Consider the following 25,808-nt stretch of genomic DNA (forward strand, 5'->3'; position numbering starts at 1 on the left):
TGATGCCAGACTTTAAACCGTTGACTGCCCGCTTTAGTTTACAGCTAGAAAGTTTGCGTGGCCTAAGTGCTTTTATCGTACTTTTCAGTCATGGTTATCAGGCATTTATTGCACCATTTTCAACCAGTTTATATCCAATTGTACGTTTACTTGGGCAAGGTGCCGTCATGACCTTTTTTGTCCTCAGTGGATATTTGATTGGTTATTCTATTCAAAAAAACATTAATAAATATCAAAAATTTAATCTTCATCAATATGTGCTGCAACGCAGCAAACGTATCCTACCACCACTGATTTTTTCTATCGGATTAATGATCATTTTATACCTGCTGGCACCCATGTTTTTTGCCTCAGGCTCCCGAGAAATCTTGCCGATTCAGGGTTTTATGATTCGTACCGAATATGCCATATCATGGCAGGATACTCTGGGCTGCCTACTTTTCTTAAACGAATTTTTAAGCCAAACAGTTTCTGCCAATGCACCACTATGGAGTTTAAGTTACGAAGTCTGGTTTTATGTTTTAGCCGGCTGTTTATTGTGTTTACGGCATATTATCGCAATCATTTTATTGATATTGATTCTTGCAATGTGGGGATGGCTTAACCCTCAATTTTTAGTTTATTTTGCGGTATGGCTACTGGCGTTTGCTTTATCTTTTGAAAGCGTTGAACAAAATATTGCAACAACCACATTAACTTGCTGCATGAATATATTTTTCATACTGGCAAGTGGCATTATGCTGTTTGATATTTATCAATTTTTTGTCATTGATTTTCAACAGCGTTATCGGGCTGCACAATTTACTGCCTTTAATAGCTGTTTGGGGATTATGCTTAGTTGCTGGTTAATTTTATTAAAACGTCAGCAAATAAATTGCGCTCTTCTCAATCAGCCGACACTGGCAAGCACTGCAAATTTCTCATACACATTATACCTTAGCCACTTTCCGATATTATTGTTTATTCTTGGGATATTTCCAGCCTATCAATATCAACAGTTTAGCACAAGCATACTCTTACTGATCCTCAGCATGGTAATTTGCAGTGTTTTTGCCTATATTTTCAGTCAGTTTTTGGAGCCACAACGCCAACATTTATCATAGTAAAGTTCCCATAAGTCAGGGTATTCACAGCCTAATCTGCTGACGAATAATCACGCTGTCCAAATAATGCTGTACCAATCCGCACGATAGTTGCCCCTGCTGCAATAGCCTGTTCCAGATCTCCTGACATTCCCATACTTAATGTATCCCAATCCTGTGGCTGGGCATGCAATTCTTTAACTTTTTGGAAAAGCTGCTGTGTCTGTGCAAAAGCTGCGTAATTTTCCGGTTTTGGAATAACCATCAAACCACGTAAACGTAAATTTGGTAACACGCTAATTTTTTTTACCAAATCTGCGACCTCATCGGGTTGGCAACCATCTTTGGAATTCTGATCATCAATATTCACTTGCAAACAAATATTTAGAGCAGGTAATTGCTCTGGTCGCTGGCTAGATAAGCGTTCGGCAATAATTAAGCGATCAACACCATGTACCCAGTCAAATTTTTCGGCTAAATGCTTGGTTTTATTACGCTGCACATGACCGATAAAATGCCATTCAATTTGTAAAGCCTGTAAAACATCAATTTTTTCTAGTGCTTCCTGCAAATAATTTTCACCAAATGCACGCTGCCCCAATTGATAAAATGCTTCTATACTTTGCGTAGAATGCATCTTGGACACGGCCAATAATTGTACGCTTTGCGGATCACGATCAGATTGTTGACAAGCACTCTGAATTTTTTGCAGAACTTTTTCATATTGCTTTGCGTATTGTTGCATTTTAATGCCCTTTGCACTTGTGAAAAGATAACTTTTTCTTCAAAATCACACTGTTTAGTAAAGTAACCATTTTTATATTCTAAACATAATTATGAATTTTGTGTAATTAAGGGGCAATCATGGATATTACCGAGCTCTTGGCATTTGCAGTAAAAAATGGGGCTTCGGATTTACATTTATCATCAGGTTTACCACCAATGATTCGTGTAGATGGCGATGTAAAACGTATCAATCTACCGCCGATGGAACATAAAGATGTCCATCGACTGGTTTATGACATCATGAACGATAAACAACGTCGTGATTATGAAGAATTATTAGAAACAGATTTTTCCTTTGAAGTCCCTAATATTGCCCGTTTCCGTGTCAATGCTTTTAATCAAAATCGTGGTGCCGGTGCAGTTTTTCGTACTATTCCGTCAAAAGTGCTGACCATGGAACAATTACACATGGGAGCAATTTTTCAAACCATTTCAGATTATCCTCGTGGTCTGGTATTGGTTACAGGGCCTACTGGTTCTGGTAAATCAACGACTTTAGCAGCAATGCTCGACTATATTAACGATAATCGTTATGAGCATATTCTGACCGTAGAAGACCCCATCGAATTTGTACACGAATCTAAAAAATGTCTGGTCAACCAGCGTGAAGTCCATCGGGATACACACGGATTTAATGAAGCATTACGCTCTGCCCTACGTGAAGATCCGGACATCATTTTGGTTGGAGAAATGCGAGATCTGGAAACGATTCGCTTGGCCTTGACTGCGGCAGAAACAGGTCATTTGGTTTTTGGTACATTACATACCACTTCTGCCACAAAAACCATTGACCGTATCATTGACGTTTTTCCAGCAGAAGAAAAGGATATGGTGCGATCCATGCTTTCGGAATCTCTTCAGGCTGTTGTTTCACAGGCACTTTTAAAACGTAATGGTGGTGGACGTGTTGCTGCACATGAAATCATGATCGGTACACATGCCATACGAAACCTGATTCGTGAAAATAAAGTTGCTCAAATGTATTCTTCAATCCAAACTGGCGCACCACAAGGGATGGTTACATTGGATCAATCCCTTAAACAACTGGTAGCCAAAGGTGTTGTAACCGTTGCAGAAGCACGCAAATATGCCAAAAATGCCGATACATTCTTATAAGGTGCAGCATGGATTTTAATGATCTACTCCTCATGATGATGGAAAAAAATGCATCAGATTTATTTATTTCTGCTGATGTAGAACCGTCCATGAAAATCAATGGGCAAATCAACCCAGTAATCAAAAACAAACTGACTGGGGCGACGATTCTACAATTAATGCGTAGCATTATGACCGAAAAACAATGGCAGGAATTTAACCAGACTCATGAGTGTAACTTTGCCATTACTGATCGGGACAAGACATCACGTTTTCGTGTCAGCGCCTTTCAACAACGGGATTTACCTGGCATGGTATTGCGTAAAATTGAAACCCGGATCCCAACACCGGAAGCGCTCAAACTGCCACCTATCCTAAAAGAATTATGCATGGCGAAACGTGGGATAGTTTTATTTGTTGGTGGTACAGGAACAGGTAAATCTACATCACTCGCAGCATTGGTCGGCTATCGTAACCAAAGCTCTCGTGGTCATATCATTACCATTGAAGATCCAATTGAATTTGTACATCAACATGCCGGCTGTATTATTACGCAGCGTGAAGTTGGTATTGATACAGAATCCTTTGAAATCGCTTTAAAAAATACTTTACGTCAGGCACCAGATGTTATTTTAATTGGTGAAATTCGTAGCCGTGAAGTGATGGAATATGCTGTAGCTTTTGCTGAAACAGGCCATCTGGTTTTTGCCACCCTACATGCTAACAATGCTAATCAGGCACTGGATCGTATCATCCATTTCTTCGGTGCAGATCGTCACAATCAACTGTATATGGATTTATCGCTTAATCTTAAAGCCATTGTTGCACAACAGCTTATTCCCAATAAAGATGGTAATGGACGCCGTGCAGCCGTTGAAGTCATGATCAATTCACCATTAATGTCAGATTACATTCGTAAAGGTGAAATTCATGAATTAAAGGATTTAATGAAACGTTCCCGTGAGCTAGGGATGCAAACTTTTGATCAGGCACTATTTGATTTATATCGTGAAGGCAGTATCAGCTATGAAAATGCACTAAAACATGCTGATGCACCAAATGATTTACGTTTACAGATTAAACTTGGAGAAAGTGATGCAAAATCCCTACTTAATGGAACCAAAGGTTTAAGTCTGGAAGATTATTAAAGTTTGTTAATTAACTTAATTGATTGTCTAATCCTAAAATAAGTTAACACTTATTTGAAATGTAAAAAAAGCGTATATCCACTATACGCTTTTTCCTCTATTCGGCGCTGACAAGGCGCTTACTTCTTCTTTAAAGCCTCCTGACATTCGGACTCATCACAATAACCATATAGGTTCAAAGAATGTCCTGTCAGAGTGAAACCATATTGATCGGCAACACTGTGCTGCTCTTTTTCAATCACGTTGTTGGTAAATTCAACAACTTTATTACAATGTTGGCAGACAAGATGATCATGATGATCTTCCTGCATAATTTCAAAAACAGAATGATTGTTTTCAAAATGATGGCGCTGAATAATACCCGCAGCCTCAAACTGGGTTAACACACGATAAACTGTTGCTAATCCAACATCCTCACCTTGTTCTAATAGTGTTTTGTAAATATCTTCAGCACTAAGATGATGTTGCTTTGAATTTTCAAGCAGTTCAAGTATTTTAATACGAGGTAAGGTTACCTTTAATCCGGCTTTGCGCAAATCTTGATTTGTAATTGGCATGTAAATAAATCTCTCAACAAAATTAAAGTGGTCATATGCAAGCGCACTTTGATAAAGTATGATCTAGACTTTATCTTAGCGCATTAAAAATTTGTGGGATAGTGTAGCAAAATGCAAAAACTAATGTTAACAATGTTGATCACCACCCTTCTTACCGGTTGCTCGGTGTTCGGCGTCTACAAAGTGGATATTCCTCAAGGAACACCATTAACACAGGCTCAGGCCGCTCAGGTCAAGGTGGGAATGACACCACAACAAGTTCGCTTTTTACTTGGTAGTCCAACCATTACTGATCCACTAAACCCACTACGTTGGGACTACGTTTATAATTACATTCCGGGCACATACGCCAAGAAACAAAAAATTCCAGCTGCTCATAATCAGCATCTAAAAATTTATTTTGACCAATCTGGCACAGTATCTCGTGTAGAAGGCTTGGAAAGCATTCCTGCCCAACAACCCGGTCTTCCTGCTTCCAAAGAAGCCATTTTAAATGCAGATACGCAGTAATTAAAGCATTATTACAATAAAAATAGCACCATAAGCATTGACTTAGGGTGCTATTTTTATGGAAGTAAGCATTTTGAAAACTACTGATGCTTTTTTTGCCATTGATTACCAGGCTGAAAACGTCCTACCGGATGTTGTTCAGCACGTTGACGTCTAACTTCTTTTGGACTCATTTTTAACGGACGATAAATTTCAACACGGTCGCCGGACTGTATAGTTTGTGTTTCCAAAGATTTAACTTTTAGACCAAAAATACCGACTTGTAATGGTTCAGGTAACATTACATATTGTGCAATTTTGCTTTGTTGAATTGCCTGTAATACAGTCATACCTTCAATCCACGGAACAAGAATACAATACTGTTGATCTTCAGCACAATACACCACAATAACTTGTAAATGCTGCACTTTACACGCCTACCAAAGCCAAAATCCAGCCAATCAATGCCAGAAGAATCGACACTGGAACAATAATACGAATCATCACTCGCCAAAAACTATATACCGCTTCACTGGAAAAATTAATCGCCTTGCGTAAATGACTAATTTTCATTAACCAACCGACAAAAATCGCATAACCCAGACAAAGTATTAATCCTACAAAAATCAAAATATGATAAAAGGCAAATGCCGTATTTGGGATTGCCCAGATTAATGCTGGCACAATTAATACAATAGCCTGAATGGGCAAAGCAATTTTTCGTTGCAATAATTGCTCACGGGTAAATTGTAACAATAAGCCGGATAACCCCAGTGCAGCCATCAACATTGCAATGGTATAAGGCATAGAAGTATTGCTATGGATCAGACTTAATAACCCGAGACCAACTACTTGTGCCAGCCAAATTGGTAATACAATTGGCATACTTTTTTGTTGCGCTTTTACAGCGTGTACAGTACCTTGCCAGTAAAACCCTAATCCCAAACCGCCTGTGACCAATGTTAAAGTCACTACTTTTGCCCATTCAGAAAATTCAATTGTGGTCCATTGCCAATGCGCATGTGCCATGCTTTGTGCAATTCCTAAACCGGCAACGGCCAAAGTCGCTAACAAAGTTATCGCAAATAATACTATACGCGGCAACATAGATGCGGCAACTGCAACAATCAGGATAACAAGAATAAGCAAGCTGCTGGCTGTATTGATCGCAAAAGCAAGCTGTAATTGTTGCACAACATAATTTAAGATTGCTCCCACAATAAATGGTGCAAAAATTACCGCAGCCCAGCCAATCAAACGCCAGCGAGTACTTCTATCGGCATCTCGTGTCAATTGCATAAATGCGACTAAGGGTGTGTCTTTGGCACGTTTTGCCAAAGCAATCTCCAAAATCATAACAGGTAAAGCCAATACCACCATGGTAACAAACCAGAGTAGCCAGAAATCATATTGTGAATAATTCACCAAACCAAGACTTGGAAGAAGTACAACACCTAAAATCAATGATAGACAAAATGCCAAAATAGGTGTTGTCCATGCAGGTAACTGATGCGCTTGCATTCGTTGTTCTCTAAATATTTCAATTCAAAACTAATGCGATATTTTGCCTTTAGCAACGCATAAAAGCAAAGTTTTCAGCATAAAATCCTGATGCTATTTACTGATAAGTGAAACTGAAAAGCCAACCTTTCAGGTAATAGCAAAATTTTTTAGATATTTCCCAAATGGTCATCTTCGACTGCATCATAAATTTCCTGAAAAATATTAGGGAATGCGGACTCTACACGATTCCATCCAGGAATAAATGGTTGATCATTTGGTCGATCAATAAAGGCTTGACCTGCATCTAAAATACATTGAGTAAATAGTTCGACTGCCATTTCTTCACTATGCTGGTCGAACTTCAAACCATTAAATTCAGCATCATGATGATAAATTTCTATGATATCTAATGCATTACGGTAATATGTTGCTTTTAAAATACGAAATGAATCACTGGTAATGGATACGCCCATGGTTGCCAATTTACGCAATAAAGACTGAATAATATCGCAACTCATACGCTTTAAACCGCCTGTGCCGTCCTCGTTCGCCAGAGGCTGATGTTTATGGTCATAATTATCAGCAATTTCCACCTGACAGCTACGTTTAGGGCTGTAATTTCTATAAATCTCTGATAAAACACCTATTTCCAGCCCCCAATCACTAGGTATTTTGATGCTATTCAACACACGAGTACGCATCGCAAACTCACCTGAAAGTGGATACCTAAAATTATTTAAATATTCCAAATATTCTGAATGACCATATACCATTTGTAAGGCTCGCAATAAAGGCCCCACCAATAATCGGCAAACACGTCCATTTAATTTTTGATTGGCTAACCGAGAATAATACCCCTTACAAAACACATACTGGAAAGTAGGATTAGCGACCGGATAAATCAATCGAGCCAACATCCCTCGATCATAGGTGACAATGTCGCAATCATGCAAAGCAATACAGTCTGTTCGATCCGATGCCAAGGTATATCCCATGCAATACCAGACATTACGCCCCTTTCCAGCTTCAGTTGGTGATAAACCTTCTTTTTGTAGTTTTTCATCAATTGCTCTAAGTCTAGGACCATCATTCCATAAAATTCGGTAACGTTGTGGTAATCGGCTAAAAAATTCCTGTGCATATAAAAATTGTTCCCGATCAGCACGATCCAGCCCAATGACAATTTCTTCCAGATACGTTGCCTGACTCAACTCATCAACAATATGATTTAGTGCAGGCCCTTCTAGTTCAGAAAATAAAGACGGTAAAATTAACCCCATTTTCCTACGCTTGGAAAAAGATATTAACTCCTGTTCCAGATCTTCAGTAGATCGCTCAGTTAAATTATGAAAATTTGTAAATAACCCATTTTGATAGAAATCAGACATTTATTTCTCCTTATCATTGTTCTCGTAAAGATGTTAAAAAGTAATCCAAACCTTCTGCCCAGCCTTGTGGACCTGTATTTTGGGTATAATAAACATGTTCATGTTGATCTAATTGAATGCGATCTGCATATTTGGATTGGATGACCACACTACAATCCGTATGTTGCAAGAACAATGCATCATTTGGACTATCTCCCAAGCCGATTGTACGAAATTCTAAATTCTGCTGCTGATAGTATGCCAATAACTGCTGCAAGGCATGATATTTATCACTCCCCTGATTCATCACATGCCAGAAACGTCCCCCTTTAATCAAATCAAGCTTTCGCAGTGCAAGTTGTTCTTTAAATTTTTGCAAATTCTCATCAGTATCCTGCCACAAAATAGGTTCTGAAGCCTGCCGCTGTTTGGCATACATTGCAGACTGAGAATCTAATCCTGTCCATGCTATAATTTGCTGCACCTCCACATCGGCAAAACCTGAATATTGCCATGCATATTGCTCTCGAATATTTTGTAGTTGGCTAACAATTTGCGAATAATCCTGCTTATGTTGCTGTGTTGATACAATATGATGTTCGCCATCCACATAAAATATTCCACCATTCTCACAAATGTAAGGCATGTCTATAAGCTGCATTTGCATCTGCAATTGCTGTACTTCAGTTGCAGTTTTACTGGTACAAAATACTACCGGAATATGATGTATTACAAACCTGTCTAACCATGTTTGTGCTGCATCCCATCGATACGTATCATGGTCAAGCAATGATCCATCCAGATCAGTAACGATCATCCATGACAATGATGTTGGCAACATGTTTATCCCCTATTGTTAACAAAATCAGTAATATGTCATCTTTGTTTGTAATCAATTCTATCTATATAGGAATTTTTAAGGAAAATATGTTGTACGTATGTTGGTCAAACCCCATGCTTTGGTTGTTCTGGTTGCATAAACGTATCCCATCTCTTTGACTACTGTAATTCACCAACATGATGTTACTTTGCAAAAAATGTTTACTTTTAAATCAAATAAATAACTTCATGTATTTTTACGCATTGAAATGCTTGACCAAATAAATTTGATGCCTATAATAGCACACACATTCTCCCATAGCTCAGTCGGTAGAGCGACGGACTGTTAATCCGCAGGTCCCTGGTTCGAGCCCAGGTGGGAGAGCCAAATTATAAAAAGCTCAACTCAATTAAGTTGAGCTTTTTTATTTTGTATTGTTCGGATCTCTCGTGTTCTTTATCGCTATTTCTGCTTTAATTTTTATTACACTTTTACTTGTATTTTTTTATTGCTCGGAACGTCAGCAGTTTTTTCCTCGTCCTGTGATGACACAATATGAACAACACATGTACCTTCGCCTAAAACAGGCTTTTCCGCAATACCATATTTTAGCTCAAGTTGCTTTTAGTGCTTTAATTACCAATCAAAATTATAAAATACGCAGTAAATTCAATCGGAAAGTGACGGACTTTGTCCTACTAAATTCACAATGTCAAGTTATTGCCATTATTGAACTAGACGATCCAAGTCACTTAAATAAAAAAGATGAAGATGCCTTTAGAGACAAAATGTTGCAACAGGCAGGCTATCCAGTCTATCGCTATACTCAGATTCCTACAGTGCGCTTATTACAACATGACATTAGCACTTAGAGCCAAATACAGACTTTATGCTCTCGTCTGATGATCTTCATAAGGTTTTTATAATAAATTTTGCTATAGTGACACTTTATTTTTCTTCCAGTAAGGTCATCAAACCATGTTGAATTTACGCCGTTTAAGAACTAATGCCAATATTCGTAATTTAGTCAAAGAAAATACCATTTGTCTTGATGAGCTCATTTATCCACTATTCATTGAAGAAAATATTGCCCAAAAACAAGAGATCAGCACTCTTCCTGGCTTATACCGTTTCACTGAAGCTGATATTGAACAGGAAATCAAAACCTTATACCAACTAGGTATTAAAACCGTCATGCCATTTGGTATTTCTCACCATAAAGATGAGATCGGTTCAGATACATGGCAAGATGAGGGTTTACTAAGCCGTATGATCAAAGCCATTAAATCAGCTTGTCCTGAAATGATCGTCATTCCCGATATTTGCTTTTGTGAATATACTTCACATGGTCATTGTGGTGTGATGTGTGGGGATACCGTTGATAATGAACCTACGCTTGAAAATCTAGCCAAACAATCTGTTGCAGCAGCCAAAGCTGGTGCAGATATGCTGGCACCATCTGCCATGATGGATGGTCAAATTGCTGCAATTCGTCAAGCACTGGATAAGGCTGGTTATGCGCATGTTAGTATTCTTGCACATGCAATTAAATTCTCATCAGCATTTTATGGCCCTTTCCGTGTGGCAGTAGATACACAACTTAAAGGTGACCGAAAAACCTATCAGGCAGATTTTCATAATGGCCGCCAAGCCATGATTGAAGCTGAACTAGATGAAATGGAAGGTGCCGATATTCTTATGGTAAAACCTGGGACACCATATCTTGATGTATTGGCCCGATTACGTGACCGTACAGACCGTCCTCTGGCTGCTTATCAGGTTGGTGGAGAATATGCAGGTATTAAATTTGCTGCATTGGCAGGTGCTATGGACGAACCAAAAACCGTCTATGAAACATTAATTGGTTTCAAACGTGCCGGTGCAAATATGATTGTCACCTATCATGCCAAACAATTTGCAGAATGGATCAAAGCTGGAAAAATTGAAATCTAATTCACTTATTGATACAGAAGTTTAAAAATTAGCCTCATTATTCTCCTTCCTCTACATAGGGGGGAGAATAATAAAATCATTTGCTGATTTGGCAGTGTAACAAATCAAAAAAAAGATTTTACAACAGCTTTATTTTAGTTAATTCCATACGATACAGCGATTCCCAACCAAATCAGCAATCCCACCCATCGATTATGCTGAAAAACCCAAAAACAGATTTGTGGATCACGTTGACGAATTTTCCATGTTTGATAAACAAAATCTGCTGCGACAATAAGTAGTGCCAAACCACCCCATAATAAAAGTTCTTCCCGAATAAATGCCAAACCCAACAAAATTAAACTAAGTATTTGTAAGCTAAAAATAATCTGTACATCAAATCGTCCGAATAAAATTGCTGTAGATTTCACCCCAATTTTTAAATCATATTCACGATCAGTAATTGCATATTGAGTATCATAAGCCACTGTCCATGCCAGATTAGCAAAATATAATAACCAACAGGTCAAATCTGGTGTAACACCTACAGCTGTATAAGCCATAGGAATAGACCATGAAAATGCCGCACCCAAAAATACCTGAGGTAAATGGGTATAACGTTTCATAAAAGGATAAATAAAGGCTAAAAATAACGCACCAAATGACCAATAAAAAGTTTCAATGGGCAGAAAGAATAATAATGCTGCACTGGCAAACACCAATAGTATAAATACGATAATGGCTTCAACGGGCTGAATAATACCTGCGGCTAGGGGACGCTGCTTTGTTCGTGCTACATGACCATCAACCTTGCGATCAGCAAAATCATTTATGGCACATCCAGCAGCCCGCATAAAAATCACCCCTAAAACCATCGGAATTAAAATTTTAACTTGAGGAACACCTGCACTGGCAATCCATAATGCCCACATGGTTGGCCAGAATACCAATTCTGTACCAATCGGTTTATCAAAACGACAAAGATAATAATAAGCTTGTAAACGCTCACACCATGTGGTCGCAACTTGAATGGTCATAGAAAATTATCCAAATGAATTTATTGGCTACTTTTGAATAAAGGCTTCAAACTGTGCTAAAAAAGTTTCCTGCACGATAAATTTGCAGCCATGCCAAGTATAACAGCTTTGCCGTGTCCAACCGTCATCTTGATAAATGACTCTACGCTGACACTCTGGCTGGGTACGCTGAAACAAATAATGGCCAATGGGTTTTTTACCAATATGTGGAAAAATTCTGGCTTTTTTTCTTAAACTCAATATTGGGAAAATACTTTTTGCTTTCACCCATGGCTGTCGCTCACAGCCATACAAATAACTTTCCCGTACCCATGCCAGATGATGTAGTGGCATATTCATCCATTGTGCATCCTGTTTTTGCATGCGCTGGTATTGCTCATTGATCAGTTCAACCTGAAATTGTCCTTGTGCCAAGTCGGTAAGTTGCTGAGTCAAAGAACCTTCTGCGTATAACCATGATTTAAGCGGTATTGAAAGATTATTCTGCCACTGATTAGATGGCTGGATATGATGCATAAATTATTTCACACTAAAATTTTATTTCATAAATTGTGCTATTTAATCATAAAGATCAAACTGTAATATGCAAGCAAGTTTAACTGAAAGAGAAAAGCTCTACTCCAAATTTTTTATTAAACTATAGTTTTTTAAGCTAATCTTTTTTAAATTTATAACAAAATAGATCAATAAAATGCCTCATTCTGTTTTACTCTGAATAAGGCATTTAGAATAAAAATTTTATGATGCAGTAATTACATTTAATGTCACATCAACGTTACCACGTGTAGCATTAGAATATGGGCAAACAATATGGGCTGCATCCACTAATTTTTGTGCTTCGGATTGATCAAAACCTGGTAGATGAATGTTTAGAGTAACTTCAATGGCAAATCCTGTTGGAATTGGACCAATACCCACTTCACCTTCAATAAATGCATCTTGTGGAACAGTTATCTTTTCACGGGCTGCAACAAATTTAAGTGCACCAAAAAAACACGCCGAATAACCAGCAGCAAATAATTGTTCAGGATTGGTTGCACCGCCGGGTCCACCCATTTCTTTTGGTACAGCGAGTTTAACATCAAGAATACCGTCATTTGATACTGCACGACCATCTCGGCCACCTGTTGCTTTCGCTTTAGCAACATATACAACTTTTTCTAAAGACATTTGTGTTACTCCTTTAAATATCGCTTACAATTATATCGTATACGATATAATTAATTAAGCAATCTATAATTACAAAAAATTATATATTACTTATTTAGATGATTCCGTAAATTTTCCAGTTGTCGCTTTAATTCAAGCAAATTCTGTAAATCACATCCTGCATCACACATCACTTTCTCAGGAATCATCAATGCTTGTTTCTGCATTAACTTTCCTTGTTCCGTCAAAGCAATAATAACTTGCCGCTCATCGTGGTGAGAACGTTGTCTTTTAACCAATCCCAATATTTCTATACGTTTAAGCAATGGCGTCAATGTAGATGATTCCAGAAAAATGCGCTTGCCAATTTCTGATACGCTAAGCTGATCATTTTCCCATAAAACCAGCATAACCAAATATTGTGAATAAGTGATTCCAAGTGGTGCAAGTAAACTACGGTATTTCTGATGAAGCGCAAGATTAGCTGAATATAAAGCAAAACATAATTGATTATCTAGTTTAAGCAAATCATTGTTTGTTTTCATATTTAACCCTATCCTCTTTACTTACCAGAGGCTAGATTATAACGCTTTTAAACCAATAAATCGCACACTACATATTTTTATCAAATATTTTATGGCACTATTTTTATAATTTTTTGAAATTTTACATTAAGGAAGTTAAATAAATTATATAAAAAAGCTTCATTCTTTTTTAAACCAAATTAATTTAAATCAGTCTGAAGCTGTTTAATCAGTTTATTCTTTTAATTTTAAGAATAACTAATTTTTTCACTTAGCTTGTTTAATTACTCATATCAGTATTCAGTATGAGCTCATAAACAAGCTATTGAACAAATCCGTATTACACAGAGTAATACATATCAAACTCAACTGGGTGAGTTGTTGTATTTAAACGACGTACATCTTCTGTTTTTAGCTCAATGTAAGCATCAAGCATTTCTTTCGTAAACACACCACCTTTCAATAAGAATTCATTATCTTCTTGTAATGCATCTAATGCCATTTCAAGGCTGTGTGCTACTGTAGGAATTTTAGCTTCTTCTTCAGGAGGCAGATCATACAAGTTTTTATCTGCTGCTTCACCTGGATGGATTTTGTTTTGAATACCATCAAGACCGGCCATTAGCAATGCTGCAAATGCCAAATATGGGTTTGCTGCTGGATCAGGGAAGCGTGCTTCGATACGTTTGCCTTTAGGGCTAGAAACATAAGGAATACGAATAGATGCAGAACGGTTACGTGCAGAATAAGCCAACATGATTGGTGCTTCAAAGTGAGGAACCAAACGTTTGTATGAGTTAGTTGATGGGTTAGTCAATGCATTTAACGCACGCGCATGTTTGATCACACCACCAATAAAGAATAATGCTAATTCAGAAAGACCTGCATATTCATCACCTGCAAACAGGTTTTTACCATCTTTAGAAATAGATACATGGACATGCATACCAGAACCATTATCACCTACCATTGGTTTAGGCATAAAAGTTGCAGTTTTTGCATATTGATGTGCAACGTTATGTACAACATATTTAAATTGTTGTACCTCATCAGCTTTACGCACTAATGTGTTAAAGCTTACACCGATTTCTAACTGACAAGATGCAACTTCGTGGTGATGTACCTCTACACGATCAGGTCCCATGATATCTTCGATTTTTGCACACATTTCTGCACGCATATCATGATGGGAGTCCACAGGAGGAACAGGGAAATAACCACCCTTAACACGAGGACGGTGACCAGAGTTACCTGCATCATAATCTTTACCTGTAGACCATGCAGCTTCTTCAGCGATCAATGTATGGCGTGCACCAGACATATCAATATCCCATTTGACTTCGTCAAATACGAAAAATTCTGGTTCTGGACCAAAAAATGCTGTATCACCAATACCAGTAGATTTTAAATATTCTTCTGCACGACGAGCAATGGAGCGTGGATCACGCTCATACCCCTGACCAGTTGAAGGTTCAATAACATCACAAGTGACAACAACAGTTGGTTCTGCAAAGAATGGGTCAACAAAGCCTGTTTCTGGATCTGGACGCAAAATCATGTCAGATGCTTCAATGCCTTTCCAGCCTGCAATGGAAGAACCATCAAACATTTTACCATCTTCAAAGGTATCTTCATCGATTGAACCTGCCGGATAAGTAACGTGCTGTTCTTTACCTTTAGTATCTGTGAAGCGAAAGTCAACCCATTTTGCGCCACTTTCTGTAATTAGTTTTAGAACCTTGTTTGACATGTGCAATCTGCTCCAATGTAATTTATTGCACCCTCAGGGTGCGCTTTCCAGTTGCTAGTTATATAGCAATTCCCATACCAACTTCTACAAAATATCCTAACACATTGAATTAAATAGAATAGTGTGATTATTAGTGTGGTTTATAAAGCATTATTATACTGAGCAATACAAAAAATGCACCATTAAGTAACACTCAATATAAAATAGTTCAAAGATCAATCTTTAGCGCACTAGATTTGCACACCAAATGCTGCTTACAAACTTTACGCACCATTATAAAGCAATATAAATGGATTTTTTATTAAAACTTATTTAAAAAAGCCCTTGTATTCAACAAGGGCTTTTTAAGCTTAATAGAGTATCAGACTTATAGTTTTGAGACTAATTCCGGAACAACTGTATTTAAATCACCGACTAACCAGTAATCTGCAATGCCGTTGATTGGTGCTTCTTCATCTTTATTGATGGCAACGATCACTTTTGAGTCTTTCATTCCGGCCAAATGCTGAATTGCACCGGAAATACCTACGGCAACGTATAAATCAGGTGCAACGATTTTACCCGTTTGTCCCACCTGAAAATCGTTTGGTACAAAACCGGCATCTACCGCAGCACGTGATGCACCTTGTGCAGCACCTAGTTTGTCTGCCAATGGATCAAGTACTTTATGGTAGTTTTCACCCGAACCGACACCACGACCACCAGAAACAATAATACGCGCAGCTGCAAGTTCAGGACGATCCAGTTTTACGATTTCTTCAGATACAAATGTAGAAATACCGGCATCTTTAACTTCACCCACAGTTTCAGTTGTAGCAGAACCGCCTTCCGCTGCGACAGCATCAAATGCTGTAGTACGCACTGTACCCACAATAATTGCTTCATCAGATTGAACAGTCGCAATTGCATTACCTGCATAAATCGGACGTTTGAATGTATTGGCATTTTCAACAGCGATAATGTCGGTAATCTGACTCACATCAAGTAATGCTGCAACACGTGGTAAAATGTTTTTGCCTGTGGTTGTAGATGCAGCCAATATATATTTATAACTATCTTTAGCAATATCGGCGACTAGAGTAGCAACATTTTCAGCCAGTTGATGGCCATATACTGTATTATCAGCAAGTAATACCTTACTTACACCAGCAACTTTCGCTGCTTGCTCTGCAACTGCCTGTGCTGCTTCACCTGCCACTAATACAGTAATATCACCACCGATCTTTTGAGCTGCTGCAACAACATTTAAAGTTGCGCCATTTAATGTTTTATTGTCGTGCTCAGCGAGAACTAAAATACTCATGATTATTATCCTTTGCTGTATTAGATGACTTTGGCTTCATTTTTAAGTTTGTCGATTAACTCATCAACAGACTTCACTTGTACGCCAGCTTTGCGTTCCGCAGGTGCTTCAACCTTGATGGTTTTCAGCTTGGTGCCGGTAGTCACGCCATAATCTGCCGGAGATTTAATCTCAAGAGGCTTTTTACGTGCTTTCATGATGTTTGGCAATGCAGCATAGCGTGGTTCATTTAAACGCAAATCTGTAGTGATAATTGCAGGAAGTGATAACTCGACAGTTTGTAAACCACCATCAATTTCACGGGTCACAACAGCTTTACCTGCTTCAACTTTAACTTCTGATGCAAATGTCCCTTGAGCAGCCCCAAGTAATGCGCCAAGCATTTGACCGACCTGATTAGAGTCATCATCAATGGCTTGTTTACCTAATAGGATCAGTTCCGGTTTTTCTTGTTCTACAATAGCTTTAAGTAGTTTAGCCACTTCAAGTGCGCCAATTTCATCAGCAGTTTCAACCAAAATACCACGATCTGCACCAAGTGCTAGTGCAGAGCGGATTTGTTCCTCTGATTTTTTCTCACCGATTGAAACCACTACGATTTCCGAAACTACACCTTTTTCTTTTAAGCGTACGGCTTCTTCCACAGCAATTTCACAAAATGGGTTAATTGACATTTTAACGTTTGTTAAATCAACCCCTGAGTTATCTGCTTTTACACGTACTTTAACGTTGGCATCTACCACACGTTTTACAGCGACAAGAGCCTTCATGTCATTCCTCGGCTGTTATTTTCCAAAAGATTATAAGAGTTAGTTATAGCAAACTCTCTTGATACGATTTATTGCCTTATCTTGCATTGCAACTGTCAATTCGGTCAAGCCTGATTCTTCGACTTGATGTAAAGAGAAGTAAACGCACCAGTCACAAGTCTAGCAAATATGATGATTTCAAAAAATATTTTACCGCATTATATGATCATATCCTGTCTAAATATATTATGGGAATTTGTCATTTCTCTATTTAATTTTTCTCATATAAGCAGTATAAATAGCTATTAGTTTTTGATTTTATTGATAATAATACTAATATTTTTTTGCTCGAGGATGTGCCTGATCATATACTTGTGCCAAATGATCAAAATCAAGATGCGTATAAATTTGAGTCGTATTTAAATTGCTGTGTCCTAGCATTTCCTGCACTGCCCGCAGATCACCACTTGCTGACAACAAATGACTTGCAAAACAATGTCTTAGTAAATGTGGATGTAAATCAGCACTTAATCCAGCCCGCTTTGCCTGTTGCTTGATTCTATTTTGTACTTGCCGGTCAGAAATCTGCTGCCCCGATCTGGCAATAAATACATAGTCATGAGAAATATTTTTTTGAAGACGATAATCCATCCAGATTCTTAACGCGCTATAAGCTTTTTGACCAAATGGTACAATACGGGTTTTATTCCCTTTCCCCGTTATTCGTAGCATCTTTTCTGTCCAGTCAATGTTTAGTAACTTTAATTTAACCAGTTCACTTAACCGTAAACCACTGGAATATAAAAGCTCTAACATGGCTTTATCTCTAATCCATAGCCAGTTTTCAGATTCATTTTCAGGTGCAGGCTGATCCAGTAATTGTTGAATGTTTTCAGGTGACAACATTCCGGGTAAAGCTCGTGGTTCACGTTTAATTTTAAAATCTTTAAATTTGGCATCTTCCGAAAATTTTTGTTGTTGCTGTAACCATTGCATAAATTGTCGAATGGCTGACAAAGCTCTCTGGATACTTTGATTTGACCAGTGCTTTTGCTCGACACAATAACTTAAATATTGACGTAAATCACTGAGTTGTATTTTATTAATTAAAATATTTTGTGTTTGACAATAATTTAAAAAAGCCATCACATCTCGATGATAGGCAGCAAGTGTATGATCTGAATGCTGTTGTATGGCAAGATGATCTAACCAGTTAGACACAGCATTTTGGAGAGATTGCATGTATTGGCCACCTTGCCTTTAATCATTTCATCTATCAAGCATAGCAGGCATGGATTAATGCCCGAATAATCAGGTCTACCCACATTGCATTAATAGACCTGATATCATCTACCCCTGAAAATATCTAAGATCAAAACGCCCTTCATAGACTTTGGCTGTTGGTCCAGTCATCCAGACCACATCACCTTCCTGCCATTGAATATTTAATGTGCCGCCAGCAAGTTCAAGATTAACATGATGATCCAATAAACCACGACGGATACCACTGACAACTGCTGCACAGGCGCCTGTACCACAGGCTAAAGTCTCCCCTGAACCACGCTCATAGACACGTAAGCGTGCTTGATTACGGGACAAAATTTGCAGAAATCCAACATTTACCCGCTCTGGAAACCGCTCATGCGATTCAACTTGAGGGCCTATTGCTGCTACATTTGCATGTAAAATATCATCTACCAAAATCACTGCATGAGGATTGCCCATATTGACAACATCAATCTTGATTTCGAGTTCTGTTAATTGCAAAGGATAAAGTGCTTGTGGTGCATCCGCAAGAAATGGAATTTGTTCAGGAAGAAATTTTGGTTCGCCCATATTGACTCGAACCCATCCATTACCGCCTAGCTCTGGTTCAATAATGCCAGATTTTGTTTCAACCCGAATTTTTGTTTTGTAAGTTAACTGACTTTCATAAACGAAACGTGCAAAGCAACGGGCGCCATTACCACACTGCTCAACTTCAGAACCATCTGCATTAAAAATCCGATATTTAAAATCTGCGGTTGGATCTTCTGGCGGTTCAACAATCAGTAATTGATCAAATCCAATGCCAAAATGACGATCAGCCATACGTTGAACCGTAATTTCATCCAAAAACGCACGCTGCCGTACCAAATCAATCACCACAAAATCGTTACCCAGACCATGCATTTTGGTAAATTCTAAAATCATGATCATGCCTCCTGTGGTAATAAATGTTCGTTGGCCCAAAGTGATTCAATGGTTTCCCGATCACGAATCAAATAAACCTGATCACCATCCACCATTACCTCGGCAGCGCGTCCACGACTATTATAATTTGAACTCATGACAAAACCATAAGCACCTGCACCTAATACCGCCAAAATATCATTCTGCTGTAATGATAATTCCCGATCTTTTCCCAGAAAATCTCCGGTCTCACAAATTGCGCCCACAATATCCCATTGTTTGGTTTCTAAATCCTGATGTGGTTTAACAGGGACAATATCCATCCATGCATCATATAAAGAAGGACGGATCAGGTCATTCATTGCTGCATCAACAATGGCAAAATTACGATGATTGGTTGGCTTTAATAAGTCCACTTTAGTTAACAACACTCCGGCATTTGCACTAATACTACGTCCCGGCTCCATATAGACTTTTAAACCCAATTTTTCCAACTGAGGACGCATAGCATTGGCATATTCCACAGCACTTGGCGGTGTTTCATCTTTATAAACTACGCCTAATCCGCCACCAATATCAATATGTTGAATAGTAATACCCAATTGTTTGAGTTCAGCAATCATCAGCTCGACACGAGCCAATGCATCTACAAACGGTTTAGTTTCGGTGAGTTGTGAACCGATATGGCAATCAATACCTACAATATTCAGATTGGGTAAGGTTGCAGCATACTGATAGGTGCTAAATACACTATCACTTGGAATACCAAATTTATTTTCTTTTAATCCAGTTGAAATGTATGGATGTGTTTTGGCATCTACATCTGGATTGACACGCAGCGAAATAGGTGCCTGAGTATTCAATCTGGCAGCAACATTTTGGATACGGTCCAGTTCAGCATGCGACTCCACATTGAAACAGGCAATCCCCACCTGTAGTGCTTTTTCAATATCTGCTTCTGTTTTACCCAAACCTGAAAATACAATTTTGGCTGGATCACCATCTGCGGCAAGTACACGAGCCAACTCTCCACCAGTAACAATATCAAAGCCTGCACCAAGTTTCGCCAGTACATTCAATACGGCAAGATTGGAATTTGACTTAACTGCAAAACAAATCTGATGATCAATAAACTCAAAGGCTTGATGCATATCCAGATAATGTTGGGTCAATGCTGCTTTGGAGTAAACGTATAAAGGGGTAGAAAATTGTTGTGCAATTTGTTCAAGGGAACAATTTTCAGCGTGTAAAGTTCCTTGCTGACGAGTAAAACTCATGGTTATTTACCTTATTATTAATCTTGGATTTGCGAATCAGTTGCAATATCATTTGATACAGCATCAGTCGTTTGTTGCTTGTTATGATAAAGCAAATAACTTGGACGCTTATCATGATTTGGATCAGAAGGTAACATTAATTCACCGGACTGGCCGCAAGCCGTGAATAGACTTGCCATTATGGCAGCGGAGATCAGCAAAACTAATTTGCGCATTGCTCTTTTAACTCTAAATCTTAAATTAAAATGAGTATAGCTTGAAATATAAACCGACCAAAGGTTTTCCTGATAGATTATTTCTGGTCCGTTGAGATTTCAACCATATATTTTCTACATCTTCTCGAATTTTAATCAAAGCATATATAAAAACTTTTAAATCATGGTTGCCCTCTTATACCAGTAAATTTTCGGCCATAAACAGACCAATGAAAGAATGAAAATCAGCATAAATACACCACGATATCCCAATATGTCGGTTAAAGCGCCTGATATCATATATAGCCCACCACTAACGAGTGTCATCATGGCAACTTGAAAGGTAAAATCTGTTGCTGCAAATTGTTGTCGGCTGTATTTCATGATTAAACTCAGCATGGCAACCAGACTCATCGCAGCAAAAGTTTCTTCAAGAATATTGGCAATATACAAATGCCAATCTGCCACAATAATCTGTTGTTCAAAGCACCAGGCCAATGCCAGGTAATATCCAATTGCCAGACTTTGCAATATTGAGAAAAAGATCAACATTCTGCCCAGATTAAAGCGCTTAATGAATATGCTGGCCCACCATGCGCCAAGCACTGCAAATCCCGCCCCTAGCATAGTCACATTTAAACCAATCTGGCTGAGTGATAACCCCATATCCACCATCATTGGTTTGATGATTGGCCCTGATAAACCATCAGCAATTTTGTAACTCAGTAAAACACCCAACCAGATACGGGTTTCTTGCTGTTGCCATAATGCCAAATAAATTGTTTTTAACTTGGTCATGATTGGCACAGCTTTTTTTGATTCAGGCAGTGTTAATGGACAAGATATTTGTTCTCGAAAAAACAAAATTGGTAAGCTATTCAAAACCACCACCAATGCCAATAAAATAAAACTGCTTTTCCATGTCAGTAAATCAATTGCATATAATAATGCACCACCACCAAAAATAAATCCTAATCGGGAACCAATCACCTGAAAAGTATTTCCCCAATGTAACTGATGATTTTTGAGGATCTTCACGGCTAATCCATCGGTGGCAATATCTTGTGTGGCGCAACTTAAATTCATCAATAATAAAATACCAAAAAATCCCCACAACACTGACATTTGCTGTAATTGTTGTGGTGGTGAAAATGCCAGTAATAACAGGCTAAATAGCGTACAAGCCTGCATAAATAGAATCCATGAACGATAATGCCCTAATCGCGAATGAGCATAATGGTCTATCAGAGGCGCCCACAAAAATTTAATCGCCCACGGCAACATCAACACACCAGATATACCAATTTGCGTCAAAGATACGCCATAAGAACGTAACAAAGCAGGCAAAGCCTGTGTCATAAAGCCTACCGGTAGCCCCTGAGCAAGATATAAACTTAATAACATCAGCATATTGAATTGTACTGTGTTGCGTATGCTGGTTTGCTTTAATGATTGAGGCATGATCAATTACGCCACGAAAAATAAATAATAAGACACCATAAAAATTTCACTCCAGCCGATACAAGTCGTTTTTTCTTATAAAACAAAAATCATAACAATGCAGGGATTGGGGACAGTCAAAAAAACCGTTAATATGTTTGCATATTTCATTCAATCTAAAGCAATCATCATAATGCAAAATCTGGTTAAATTTTCAATTGCTTCTGTTTTATGTTTTGCAATTACAGGATGTGATTTTGGTAAAAAATCCTCTACCGTAGTGACACCTACCGTGAAACCACGCCAACCTGTGATTGCTCTGGCACTTGGCGGCGGCGGTGCTAAAGGTTTTGCACATATTGGTGTAATTAAAGTACTGGAATCGCATGGGATTAAGCCACAAATTGTAACTGGAACCAGTGCTGGAAGCTTTGTGGGAAGCTTATATGCATCAGGCAAAACACCTTATCAGCTACAGGAAATTGCACTAAAACTGGAAGAGTCGGATATCCGTGATTTAACAGTCAGCCGTCAGGGTTTTGTGATTGGACAAAAACTACAAGATTTTGTTAATCGTCAGATTGGTAATAAGCCGATTGAGAAATTTCCAAAACGTTTTATTGCAGTGGCTACCGCACTGGATAGTGGCAAGAAAACCGAATTTAACCGAGGCAATGCAGGTCAGGCTGTACGTGCTTCTTGTAGTATTCCCAATGTATTTATTCCTGCCACAATTGCTGGTAAACAATATATAGATGGTGGGCTGGTCAGCCCTATTCCTGTAGAAACTGCCCGTAAAATGGGGGCAGATATTGTCATTGCTGTTGATATTTCTGCGCGCCCTAAAAGTGGACAATCTACCAATCTTTGGGGATTACTTGACCAAACCATTAATATTATGGGACAGTCCAGTATACAATATGAGTTGAAGCAGGCTGATATTGTAATTAAACCTGCCGTTGGACATCTGGGTGTTTTAGATTTAAAAGCACGTAACCAGTCTATTTTGGCAGGAGAACAAGCTGCTCAACAGCAAATACCTCAAATTAAGAAAAAATTAGCAGAGTTTGCAAAATCAACACGTGCTCTACAGGCACCAGCAAAAGCGCAAATTTAAAAACCTAACACATGTTTATTGCATGTACTGGCTCAATAATAAGGATAAAGATACATGAATTTTACACTAGAACCTTGGCACTGGTTTATTTTTGGCATCGCACTGGCAGTACTGGAAATTTTTATTCCCAGTTTCACCATTTTCTGGTTTGGGTTGGCAGCTGTAATGGTCAGTGCTTTATTATGGCTCTACCCATCGATGCCAGAAACTGTTCAAATCATGAGCTGGATTATTCTTTCCATCCTGATCGTCATTTTATGGTTTAAATTTATCAAACCCTTATCCAAAGACCACACCAAAGCAGGATTACCCCGTGAAGCAACCATTGGTCAGGTTGGTATGGTGATTCAGGTCATTCCTGAACATAATGAAGTCAAAGTACGCTTTCCAATGCCAATTCTGGGATCTGATGAATGGCTTTGTCGCTGCCTGCAACCGATTGAAATTGGTGATCGTGTCAACGTTATTGATATTCTCGGCAATCAACTTGTAGTTGAACCACATTCCACACAAAATAAAAATTGAGGAGTAACGCATGCCTTTCGTAATTATTCTGGCTATTCTGGTAGCGATTGCTGTTTATAGTTCTGTTGCAATTGTACCACAAGGTTATAAATACATCGTACAACGGTTAGGAAAATACCACACCACCCTAACGCCTGGGATCAGTTTTATTATTCCATTTATGGATAAAGTTGCTTTCAAAGTTACAACCAAAGACATTGTTCTAGATATCCCTTCTCAAGAAGTCATTACATTAGATAATGCCGTACTCGTTATGAATGCTGTATCTTATATCAATATCACCACACCTGAAAAAGCAGTTTATGGGATTGAAGATTACACTTGGGCAATTCAAAATTTGGTACAAACATCCTTACGTTCTATAGTAGGTGAAATGAATCTGGATGATGCATTATCATCACGAGATCACATCAAAGCCAAGCTAAAAATGGCAATTTCTGATGATATTGCAGATTGGGGAATTACCTTAAAAACTGTAGAGATTCAGGATATCAAACCCTCTCCAACCATGCAGGCAGCAATGGAGGCACAGGCTGCCGCAGAACGTCAACGCCGTGCAACTGTAACCAAGGCAGATGGTGAAAAACAGGCAGCTATTCTGGAGGCAGAAGGCCGTCTGGAAGCCTCTCGTCGTGATGCCGAAGCTCAGGTTGTTTTAGCTGAAGCCTCTCAAAAAGCCATTGCTATGGTTAGTGCTGCAGTAGGTGAAAAAGAAATTCCTGTGGCCTACTTACTGGGTGAACAATATGTAAAAGCCATGCAGGATATGGCAAAATCAAATAACAGCAAAACTGTCGTTCTGCCTGCGGATATTTTAAATACCATTCGCGGTGTTATGGGCAGAAATCCACAATAAACTTCCTTTAGGCTTTTCTATGCTATATGAGCAGCAGAGAAAAGCCTCATCATGATTGAATGATCAATATGATATCATTGGGAAATAATCTACAACTTTTTAATTTATAAGTGTAAAAATCTCATCTTATTACAGTTTTTAGATAATCAGCTTTTTTTATTTTCAATCTATTACTGGTATCCACTTATACTACTCAGATCAATTCATTCAACATATTAATTTGGGTTAAGATATAAATTTCCCTACAAATAAAACATGTTGGATATTATTTTGAATAAAGACTTCATTATTATGAATATTTTTTTGATAAAAACTGGAATTTAGCAATAAAGCTGCGCCATAAGTCATTGACCAGATATAGGATAAATAATCCCGAATAGATAAAGTACTTTTACATTTTAATAAATGTGCTTGTGTTGTACCTTTCAGTGTCAATATTCTTTGTTCACGAAGATGATATAATTCTAAAAACTGATGACTGGTGAAAACATCTGACAGTATTTCTTCAATCTGATGTAGTAAAACAATTTTATATGAGTTTCTTAGATTATAATTCATGTAGGCTATAATAAAATTTTTTAAGTTTTTTTGATATTTATGTGTAATATCCAATAAAGCTGCCTCATTTTCCAGTAATAAATGAAATAATAAATTATTTTTATCAGGAAAATAGCGATAAATTGTACCTTTGGCAACGTGCAATCGTCTAGCCAGAATATCCATATTAATATCCTGTTTATTTTCAATCAGAAGTTTTTCTGCTTCCTGTAATATAATCTGTTTTCTTAAATTTTTTGACTTGATTTTTAATTGTACCATATCATAATATTCCATATTAAAATAAAGTAGTATCTGCACTCTGGAAAATTCCACGATCATAAAGGATTAGAATCCTGAAATTTTATTCCAGAAAATATGCAGTGCAGAACCTCATCC

General features: G+C 38.1%; 28 protein-coding genes and 1 tRNA gene. 10 read left to right on the top strand and 19 right to left on the bottom strand.

Going from position 1 to position 25,808, the window contains the following annotated elements; all coding sequences use genetic code 11:
- Nucleotides 1-2 precede the first annotated feature (2 nt).
- Nucleotides 3-1,103, top strand: a complete 1,101-nt coding sequence (locus F4V57_RS04555; RefSeq protein WP_070068820.1) for an acyltransferase family protein — start codon at nucleotides 3-5, stop codon at nucleotides 1,101-1,103.
- 31 nt (nucleotides 1,104-1,134) lie between these two features.
- On the opposite strand, the gene F4V57_RS04560 is transcribed toward F4V57_RS04555, so the two are convergent.
- On the bottom strand, nucleotides 1,135-1,827 hold the full coding sequence (locus tag F4V57_RS04560) for a YggS family pyridoxal phosphate-dependent enzyme (protein ID WP_070068821.1): 693 nt from the start codon (nucleotides 1,825-1,827) through the stop codon (nucleotides 1,135-1,137).
- A gap of 119 nt (nucleotides 1,828-1,946) precedes the next feature.
- Between F4V57_RS04560 and F4V57_RS04565 the strand changes: the two genes are divergently transcribed.
- Nucleotides 1,947-2,984 (top strand): type IV pilus twitching motility protein PilT, encoded by a 1,038-nt coding sequence (locus F4V57_RS04565; protein WP_070068822.1) that lies wholly within the window; start codon nucleotides 1,947-1,949, stop codon nucleotides 2,982-2,984.
- An 8-nt stretch (nucleotides 2,985-2,992) separates the two neighbouring features.
- Nucleotides 2,993-4,111 carry a PilT/PilU family type 4a pilus ATPase gene (locus F4V57_RS04570; protein WP_070068823.1) on the top strand — a complete coding sequence of 373 codons (1,119 nt, stop codon included), beginning with the start codon at nucleotides 2,993-2,995 and terminating at the stop codon, nucleotides 4,109-4,111.
- Nucleotides 4,112-4,230: 119 nt separating this feature from the next.
- On the opposite strand, the gene fur is transcribed toward F4V57_RS04570, so the two are convergent.
- The gene (gene fur, locus F4V57_RS04575) at nucleotides 4,231-4,668 is read right to left on the bottom strand and encodes a ferric iron uptake transcriptional regulator (RefSeq protein ID WP_070068824.1); all 438 of its coding nucleotides are present in this window, start codon (nucleotides 4,666-4,668) and stop codon (nucleotides 4,231-4,233) included.
- 111 nt (nucleotides 4,669-4,779) lie between these two features.
- Between fur and F4V57_RS04580 the strand changes: the two genes are divergently transcribed.
- Entirely contained in the window at nucleotides 4,780-5,178 is a 399-nt protein-coding gene (locus F4V57_RS04580) for an outer membrane protein assembly factor BamE (protein ID WP_070068825.1), read from the top strand.
- Between the two features lie 80 nt (nucleotides 5,179-5,258).
- Here F4V57_RS04580 and F4V57_RS04585 read toward each other — a convergent pair whose 3' ends face one another.
- From F4V57_RS04585 to F4V57_RS04600, 4 genes are all read right to left on the bottom strand, one after another.
- On the bottom strand, nucleotides 5,259-5,585 hold the full coding sequence (locus F4V57_RS04585; RefSeq protein WP_070068826.1) for an RnfH family protein: 327 nt from the start codon (nucleotides 5,583-5,585) through the stop codon (nucleotides 5,259-5,261).
- A 1-nt stretch (nucleotide 5,586) separates the two neighbouring features.
- Entirely contained in the window at nucleotides 5,587-6,678 is a 1,092-nt protein-coding gene (locus F4V57_RS04590) for a hypothetical protein (protein ID WP_070068827.1), read from the bottom strand.
- A gap of 149 nt (nucleotides 6,679-6,827) precedes the next feature.
- On the bottom strand, nucleotides 6,828-8,048 hold the full coding sequence (locus F4V57_RS04595; RefSeq protein ID WP_070068828.1) for a glycosyltransferase family protein: 1,221 nt from the start codon (nucleotides 8,046-8,048) through the stop codon (nucleotides 6,828-6,830).
- 13 nt (nucleotides 8,049-8,061) lie between these two features.
- The gene (locus F4V57_RS04600; protein ID WP_070068829.1) at nucleotides 8,062-8,868 is read right to left on the bottom strand and encodes an HAD-IIB family hydrolase; all 807 of its coding nucleotides are present in this window, start codon (nucleotides 8,866-8,868) and stop codon (nucleotides 8,062-8,064) included.
- A gap of 290 nt (nucleotides 8,869-9,158) precedes the next feature.
- Between F4V57_RS04600 and F4V57_RS04605 the strand changes: the two genes are divergently transcribed.
- The 3 genes from F4V57_RS04605 to hemB all read left to right on the top strand — a co-directional run bounded on the left by F4V57_RS04605 (nucleotide 9,159) and on the right by hemB (nucleotide 10,800).
- Nucleotides 9,159-9,234 (top strand) — tRNA-Asn (locus tag F4V57_RS04605).
- Between the two features lie 47 nt (nucleotides 9,235-9,281).
- Entirely contained in the window at nucleotides 9,282-9,719 is a 438-nt protein-coding gene (locus F4V57_RS04610) for a DUF2726 domain-containing protein (protein WP_070068830.1), read from the top strand.
- A gap of 106 nt (nucleotides 9,720-9,825) precedes the next feature.
- Nucleotides 9,826-10,800, top strand: a complete 975-nt coding sequence (gene hemB, locus F4V57_RS04615) for a porphobilinogen synthase (RefSeq protein ID WP_070068831.1) — start codon at nucleotides 9,826-9,828, stop codon at nucleotides 10,798-10,800.
- A gap of 134 nt (nucleotides 10,801-10,934) precedes the next feature.
- Here hemB and ubiA read toward each other — a convergent pair whose 3' ends face one another.
- The 12 genes from ubiA to F4V57_RS04675 form a co-directional block, all read right to left on the bottom strand.
- Nucleotides 10,935-11,816 carry a 4-hydroxybenzoate octaprenyltransferase gene (ubiA, locus tag F4V57_RS04620; RefSeq protein WP_070068832.1) on the bottom strand — a complete coding sequence of 294 codons (882 nt, stop codon included), beginning with the start codon at nucleotides 11,814-11,816 and terminating at the stop codon, nucleotides 10,935-10,937.
- Between the two features lie 27 nt (nucleotides 11,817-11,843).
- Entirely contained in the window at nucleotides 11,844-12,332 is a 489-nt protein-coding gene (locus F4V57_RS04625; RefSeq protein ID WP_070068833.1) for a chorismate--pyruvate lyase family protein, read from the bottom strand.
- 222 nt (nucleotides 12,333-12,554) lie between these two features.
- Nucleotides 12,555-12,986 (bottom strand): organic hydroperoxide resistance protein, encoded by a 432-nt coding sequence (locus F4V57_RS04630; RefSeq protein WP_070068834.1) that lies wholly within the window; start codon nucleotides 12,984-12,986, stop codon nucleotides 12,555-12,557.
- An 86-nt stretch (nucleotides 12,987-13,072) separates the two neighbouring features.
- Nucleotides 13,073-13,510 (bottom strand): MarR family winged helix-turn-helix transcriptional regulator, encoded by a 438-nt coding sequence (locus tag F4V57_RS04635; protein ID WP_070068835.1) that lies wholly within the window; start codon nucleotides 13,508-13,510, stop codon nucleotides 13,073-13,075.
- A gap of 319 nt (nucleotides 13,511-13,829) precedes the next feature.
- Nucleotides 13,830-15,245: a type I glutamate--ammonia ligase gene (gene glnA, locus F4V57_RS04640; protein ID WP_171257514.1), complete on the bottom strand. Its 1,416-nt coding sequence runs from the start codon at nucleotides 15,243-15,245 to the stop codon at nucleotides 13,830-13,832.
- A 361-nt stretch (nucleotides 15,246-15,606) separates the two neighbouring features.
- The gene (locus F4V57_RS04645) at nucleotides 15,607-16,542 is read right to left on the bottom strand and encodes an electron transfer flavoprotein subunit alpha/FixB family protein (protein ID WP_070068837.1); all 936 of its coding nucleotides are present in this window, start codon (nucleotides 16,540-16,542) and stop codon (nucleotides 15,607-15,609) included.
- A 20-nt stretch (nucleotides 16,543-16,562) separates the two neighbouring features.
- Nucleotides 16,563-17,312: an electron transfer flavoprotein subunit beta/FixA family protein gene (locus tag F4V57_RS04650; RefSeq protein WP_070068838.1), complete on the bottom strand. Its 750-nt coding sequence runs from the start codon at nucleotides 17,310-17,312 to the stop codon at nucleotides 16,563-16,565.
- A gap of 312 nt (nucleotides 17,313-17,624) precedes the next feature.
- The gene (gene xerA / locus F4V57_RS04655; RefSeq protein ID WP_070068839.1) at nucleotides 17,625-18,533 is read right to left on the bottom strand and encodes a site-specific tyrosine recombinase/integron integrase; all 909 of its coding nucleotides are present in this window, start codon (nucleotides 18,531-18,533) and stop codon (nucleotides 17,625-17,627) included.
- 108 nt (nucleotides 18,534-18,641) lie between these two features.
- Nucleotides 18,642-19,484 carry a diaminopimelate epimerase gene (gene dapF / locus F4V57_RS04660; protein WP_070068840.1) on the bottom strand — a complete coding sequence of 281 codons (843 nt, stop codon included), beginning with the start codon at nucleotides 19,482-19,484 and terminating at the stop codon, nucleotides 18,642-18,644.
- A gap of 2 nt (nucleotides 19,485-19,486) precedes the next feature.
- Nucleotides 19,487-20,740 (bottom strand): diaminopimelate decarboxylase, encoded by a 1,254-nt coding sequence (lysA, locus tag F4V57_RS04665; protein ID WP_070068841.1) that lies wholly within the window; start codon nucleotides 20,738-20,740, stop codon nucleotides 19,487-19,489.
- Between the two features lie 17 nt (nucleotides 20,741-20,757).
- On the bottom strand, nucleotides 20,758-20,955 hold the full coding sequence (locus tag F4V57_RS04670) for an LptM family lipoprotein (protein ID WP_070068842.1): 198 nt from the start codon (nucleotides 20,953-20,955) through the stop codon (nucleotides 20,758-20,760).
- A 156-nt stretch (nucleotides 20,956-21,111) separates the two neighbouring features.
- The gene (locus F4V57_RS04675) at nucleotides 21,112-22,395 is read right to left on the bottom strand and encodes an MFS transporter (protein WP_070068843.1); all 1,284 of its coding nucleotides are present in this window, start codon (nucleotides 22,393-22,395) and stop codon (nucleotides 21,112-21,114) included.
- Between the two features lie 172 nt (nucleotides 22,396-22,567).
- On the opposite strand from F4V57_RS04675, the gene F4V57_RS04680 reads away from it, so the two are divergent.
- Genes F4V57_RS04680 through F4V57_RS04690 form a run of 3 tightly spaced genes read left to right on the top strand, consistent with a single transcriptional unit; the run spans nucleotide 22,568 to nucleotide 24,872 of the window.
- On the top strand, nucleotides 22,568-23,491 hold the full coding sequence (locus F4V57_RS04680) for a patatin-like phospholipase family protein (protein WP_070068848.1): 924 nt from the start codon (nucleotides 22,568-22,570) through the stop codon (nucleotides 23,489-23,491).
- A 54-nt stretch (nucleotides 23,492-23,545) separates the two neighbouring features.
- Nucleotides 23,546-24,016 (top strand): NfeD family protein, encoded by a 471-nt coding sequence (locus F4V57_RS04685; RefSeq protein WP_070068844.1) that lies wholly within the window; start codon nucleotides 23,546-23,548, stop codon nucleotides 24,014-24,016.
- 10 nt (nucleotides 24,017-24,026) lie between these two features.
- Nucleotides 24,027-24,872 carry an SPFH domain-containing protein gene (locus F4V57_RS04690; RefSeq protein WP_070068845.1) on the top strand — a complete coding sequence of 282 codons (846 nt, stop codon included), beginning with the start codon at nucleotides 24,027-24,029 and terminating at the stop codon, nucleotides 24,870-24,872.
- Nucleotides 24,873-25,097: 225 nt separating this feature from the next.
- Here F4V57_RS04690 and F4V57_RS04695 read toward each other — a convergent pair whose 3' ends face one another.
- Nucleotides 25,098-25,751, bottom strand: coding sequence for a TetR/AcrR family transcriptional regulator (locus F4V57_RS04695; RefSeq protein WP_228268223.1), 654 nt, complete (start codon nucleotides 25,749-25,751; stop codon nucleotides 25,098-25,100).
- Between the last annotated feature and the right edge of the window lie 57 nt (nucleotides 25,752-25,808).

It is taken from the genome of Acinetobacter qingfengensis, assembly GCF_008693185.1.
Taxonomy (GTDB): domain Bacteria; phylum Pseudomonadota; class Gammaproteobacteria; order Pseudomonadales; family Moraxellaceae; genus Acinetobacter; species Acinetobacter qingfengensis.

Bases quoted from the DNA above. Each gene is read 5' to 3' on its own strand.
- xerA (WP_070068839.1), bottom strand. From the start codon at position 18,533: ATGCAATCTCTCCAAAATGCTGTGTCTAACTGGTTAGATCATCTTGCC.
- F4V57_RS04685 (WP_070068844.1), top strand. From the start codon at position 23,546: ATGAATTTTACACTAGAACCTTGGCACTGGTTTATTTTTGGCATCGCA.
- F4V57_RS04675 (WP_070068843.1), bottom strand. From the start codon at position 22,395: ATGCCTCAATCATTAAAGCAAACCAGCATACGCAACACAGTACAATTC.
- F4V57_RS04580 (WP_070068825.1), top strand. From the start codon at position 4,780: ATGCAAAAACTAATGTTAACAATGTTGATCACCACCCTTCTTACCGGT.
- F4V57_RS04555 (WP_070068820.1), top strand. From the start codon at position 3: ATGCCAGACTTTAAACCGTTGACTGCCCGCTTTAGTTTACAGCTAGAA.
- ubiA (WP_070068832.1), bottom strand. From the start codon at position 11,816: ATGACCATTCAAGTTGCGACCACATGGTGTGAGCGTTTACAAGCTTAT.
- F4V57_RS04595 (WP_070068828.1), bottom strand. From the start codon at position 8,048: ATGTCTGATTTCTATCAAAATGGGTTATTTACAAATTTTCATAATTTA.
- F4V57_RS04560 (WP_070068821.1), bottom strand. From the start codon at position 1,827: ATGCAACAATACGCAAAGCAATATGAAAAAGTTCTGCAAAAAATTCAG.
- F4V57_RS04695 (WP_228268223.1), bottom strand. From the start codon at position 25,751: ATGATCGTGGAATTTTCCAGAGTGCAGATACTACTTTATTTTAATATG.
- F4V57_RS04650 (WP_070068838.1), bottom strand. From the start codon at position 17,312: ATGAAGGCTCTTGTCGCTGTAAAACGTGTGGTAGATGCCAACGTTAAA.
- lysA (WP_070068841.1), bottom strand. From the start codon at position 20,740: ATGAGTTTTACTCGTCAGCAAGGAACTTTACACGCTGAAAATTGTTCC.
- F4V57_RS04635 (WP_070068835.1), bottom strand. From the start codon at position 13,510: ATGAAAACAAACAATGATTTGCTTAAACTAGATAATCAATTATGTTTT.
- F4V57_RS04645 (WP_070068837.1), bottom strand. From the start codon at position 16,542: ATGAGTATTTTAGTTCTCGCTGAGCACGACAATAAAACATTAAATGGC.
- F4V57_RS04600 (WP_070068829.1), bottom strand. From the start codon at position 8,868: ATGTTGCCAACATCATTGTCATGGATGATCGTTACTGATCTGGATGGA.
- F4V57_RS04625 (WP_070068833.1), bottom strand. From the start codon at position 12,332: ATGCATCATATCCAGCCATCTAATCAGTGGCAGAATAATCTTTCAATA.
- F4V57_RS04670 (WP_070068842.1), bottom strand. From the start codon at position 20,955: ATGCGCAAATTAGTTTTGCTGATCTCCGCTGCCATAATGGCAAGTCTA.
- F4V57_RS04680 (WP_070068848.1), top strand. From the start codon at position 22,568: ATGCAAAATCTGGTTAAATTTTCAATTGCTTCTGTTTTATGTTTTGCA.
- fur (WP_070068824.1), bottom strand. From the start codon at position 4,668: ATGCCAATTACAAATCAAGATTTGCGCAAAGCCGGATTAAAGGTAACC.
- F4V57_RS04690 (WP_070068845.1), top strand. From the start codon at position 24,027: ATGCCTTTCGTAATTATTCTGGCTATTCTGGTAGCGATTGCTGTTTAT.
- F4V57_RS04565 (WP_070068822.1), top strand. From the start codon at position 1,947: ATGGATATTACCGAGCTCTTGGCATTTGCAGTAAAAAATGGGGCTTCG.
- dapF (WP_070068840.1), bottom strand. From the start codon at position 19,484: ATGATTTTAGAATTTACCAAAATGCATGGTCTGGGTAACGATTTTGTG.
- F4V57_RS04590 (WP_070068827.1), bottom strand. From the start codon at position 6,678: ATGCAAGCGCATCAGTTACCTGCATGGACAACACCTATTTTGGCATTT.
- hemB (WP_070068831.1), top strand. From the start codon at position 9,826: ATGTTGAATTTACGCCGTTTAAGAACTAATGCCAATATTCGTAATTTA.
- F4V57_RS04570 (WP_070068823.1), top strand. From the start codon at position 2,993: ATGGATTTTAATGATCTACTCCTCATGATGATGGAAAAAAATGCATCA.
- F4V57_RS04630 (WP_070068834.1), bottom strand. From the start codon at position 12,986: ATGTCTTTAGAAAAAGTTGTATATGTTGCTAAAGCGAAAGCAACAGGT.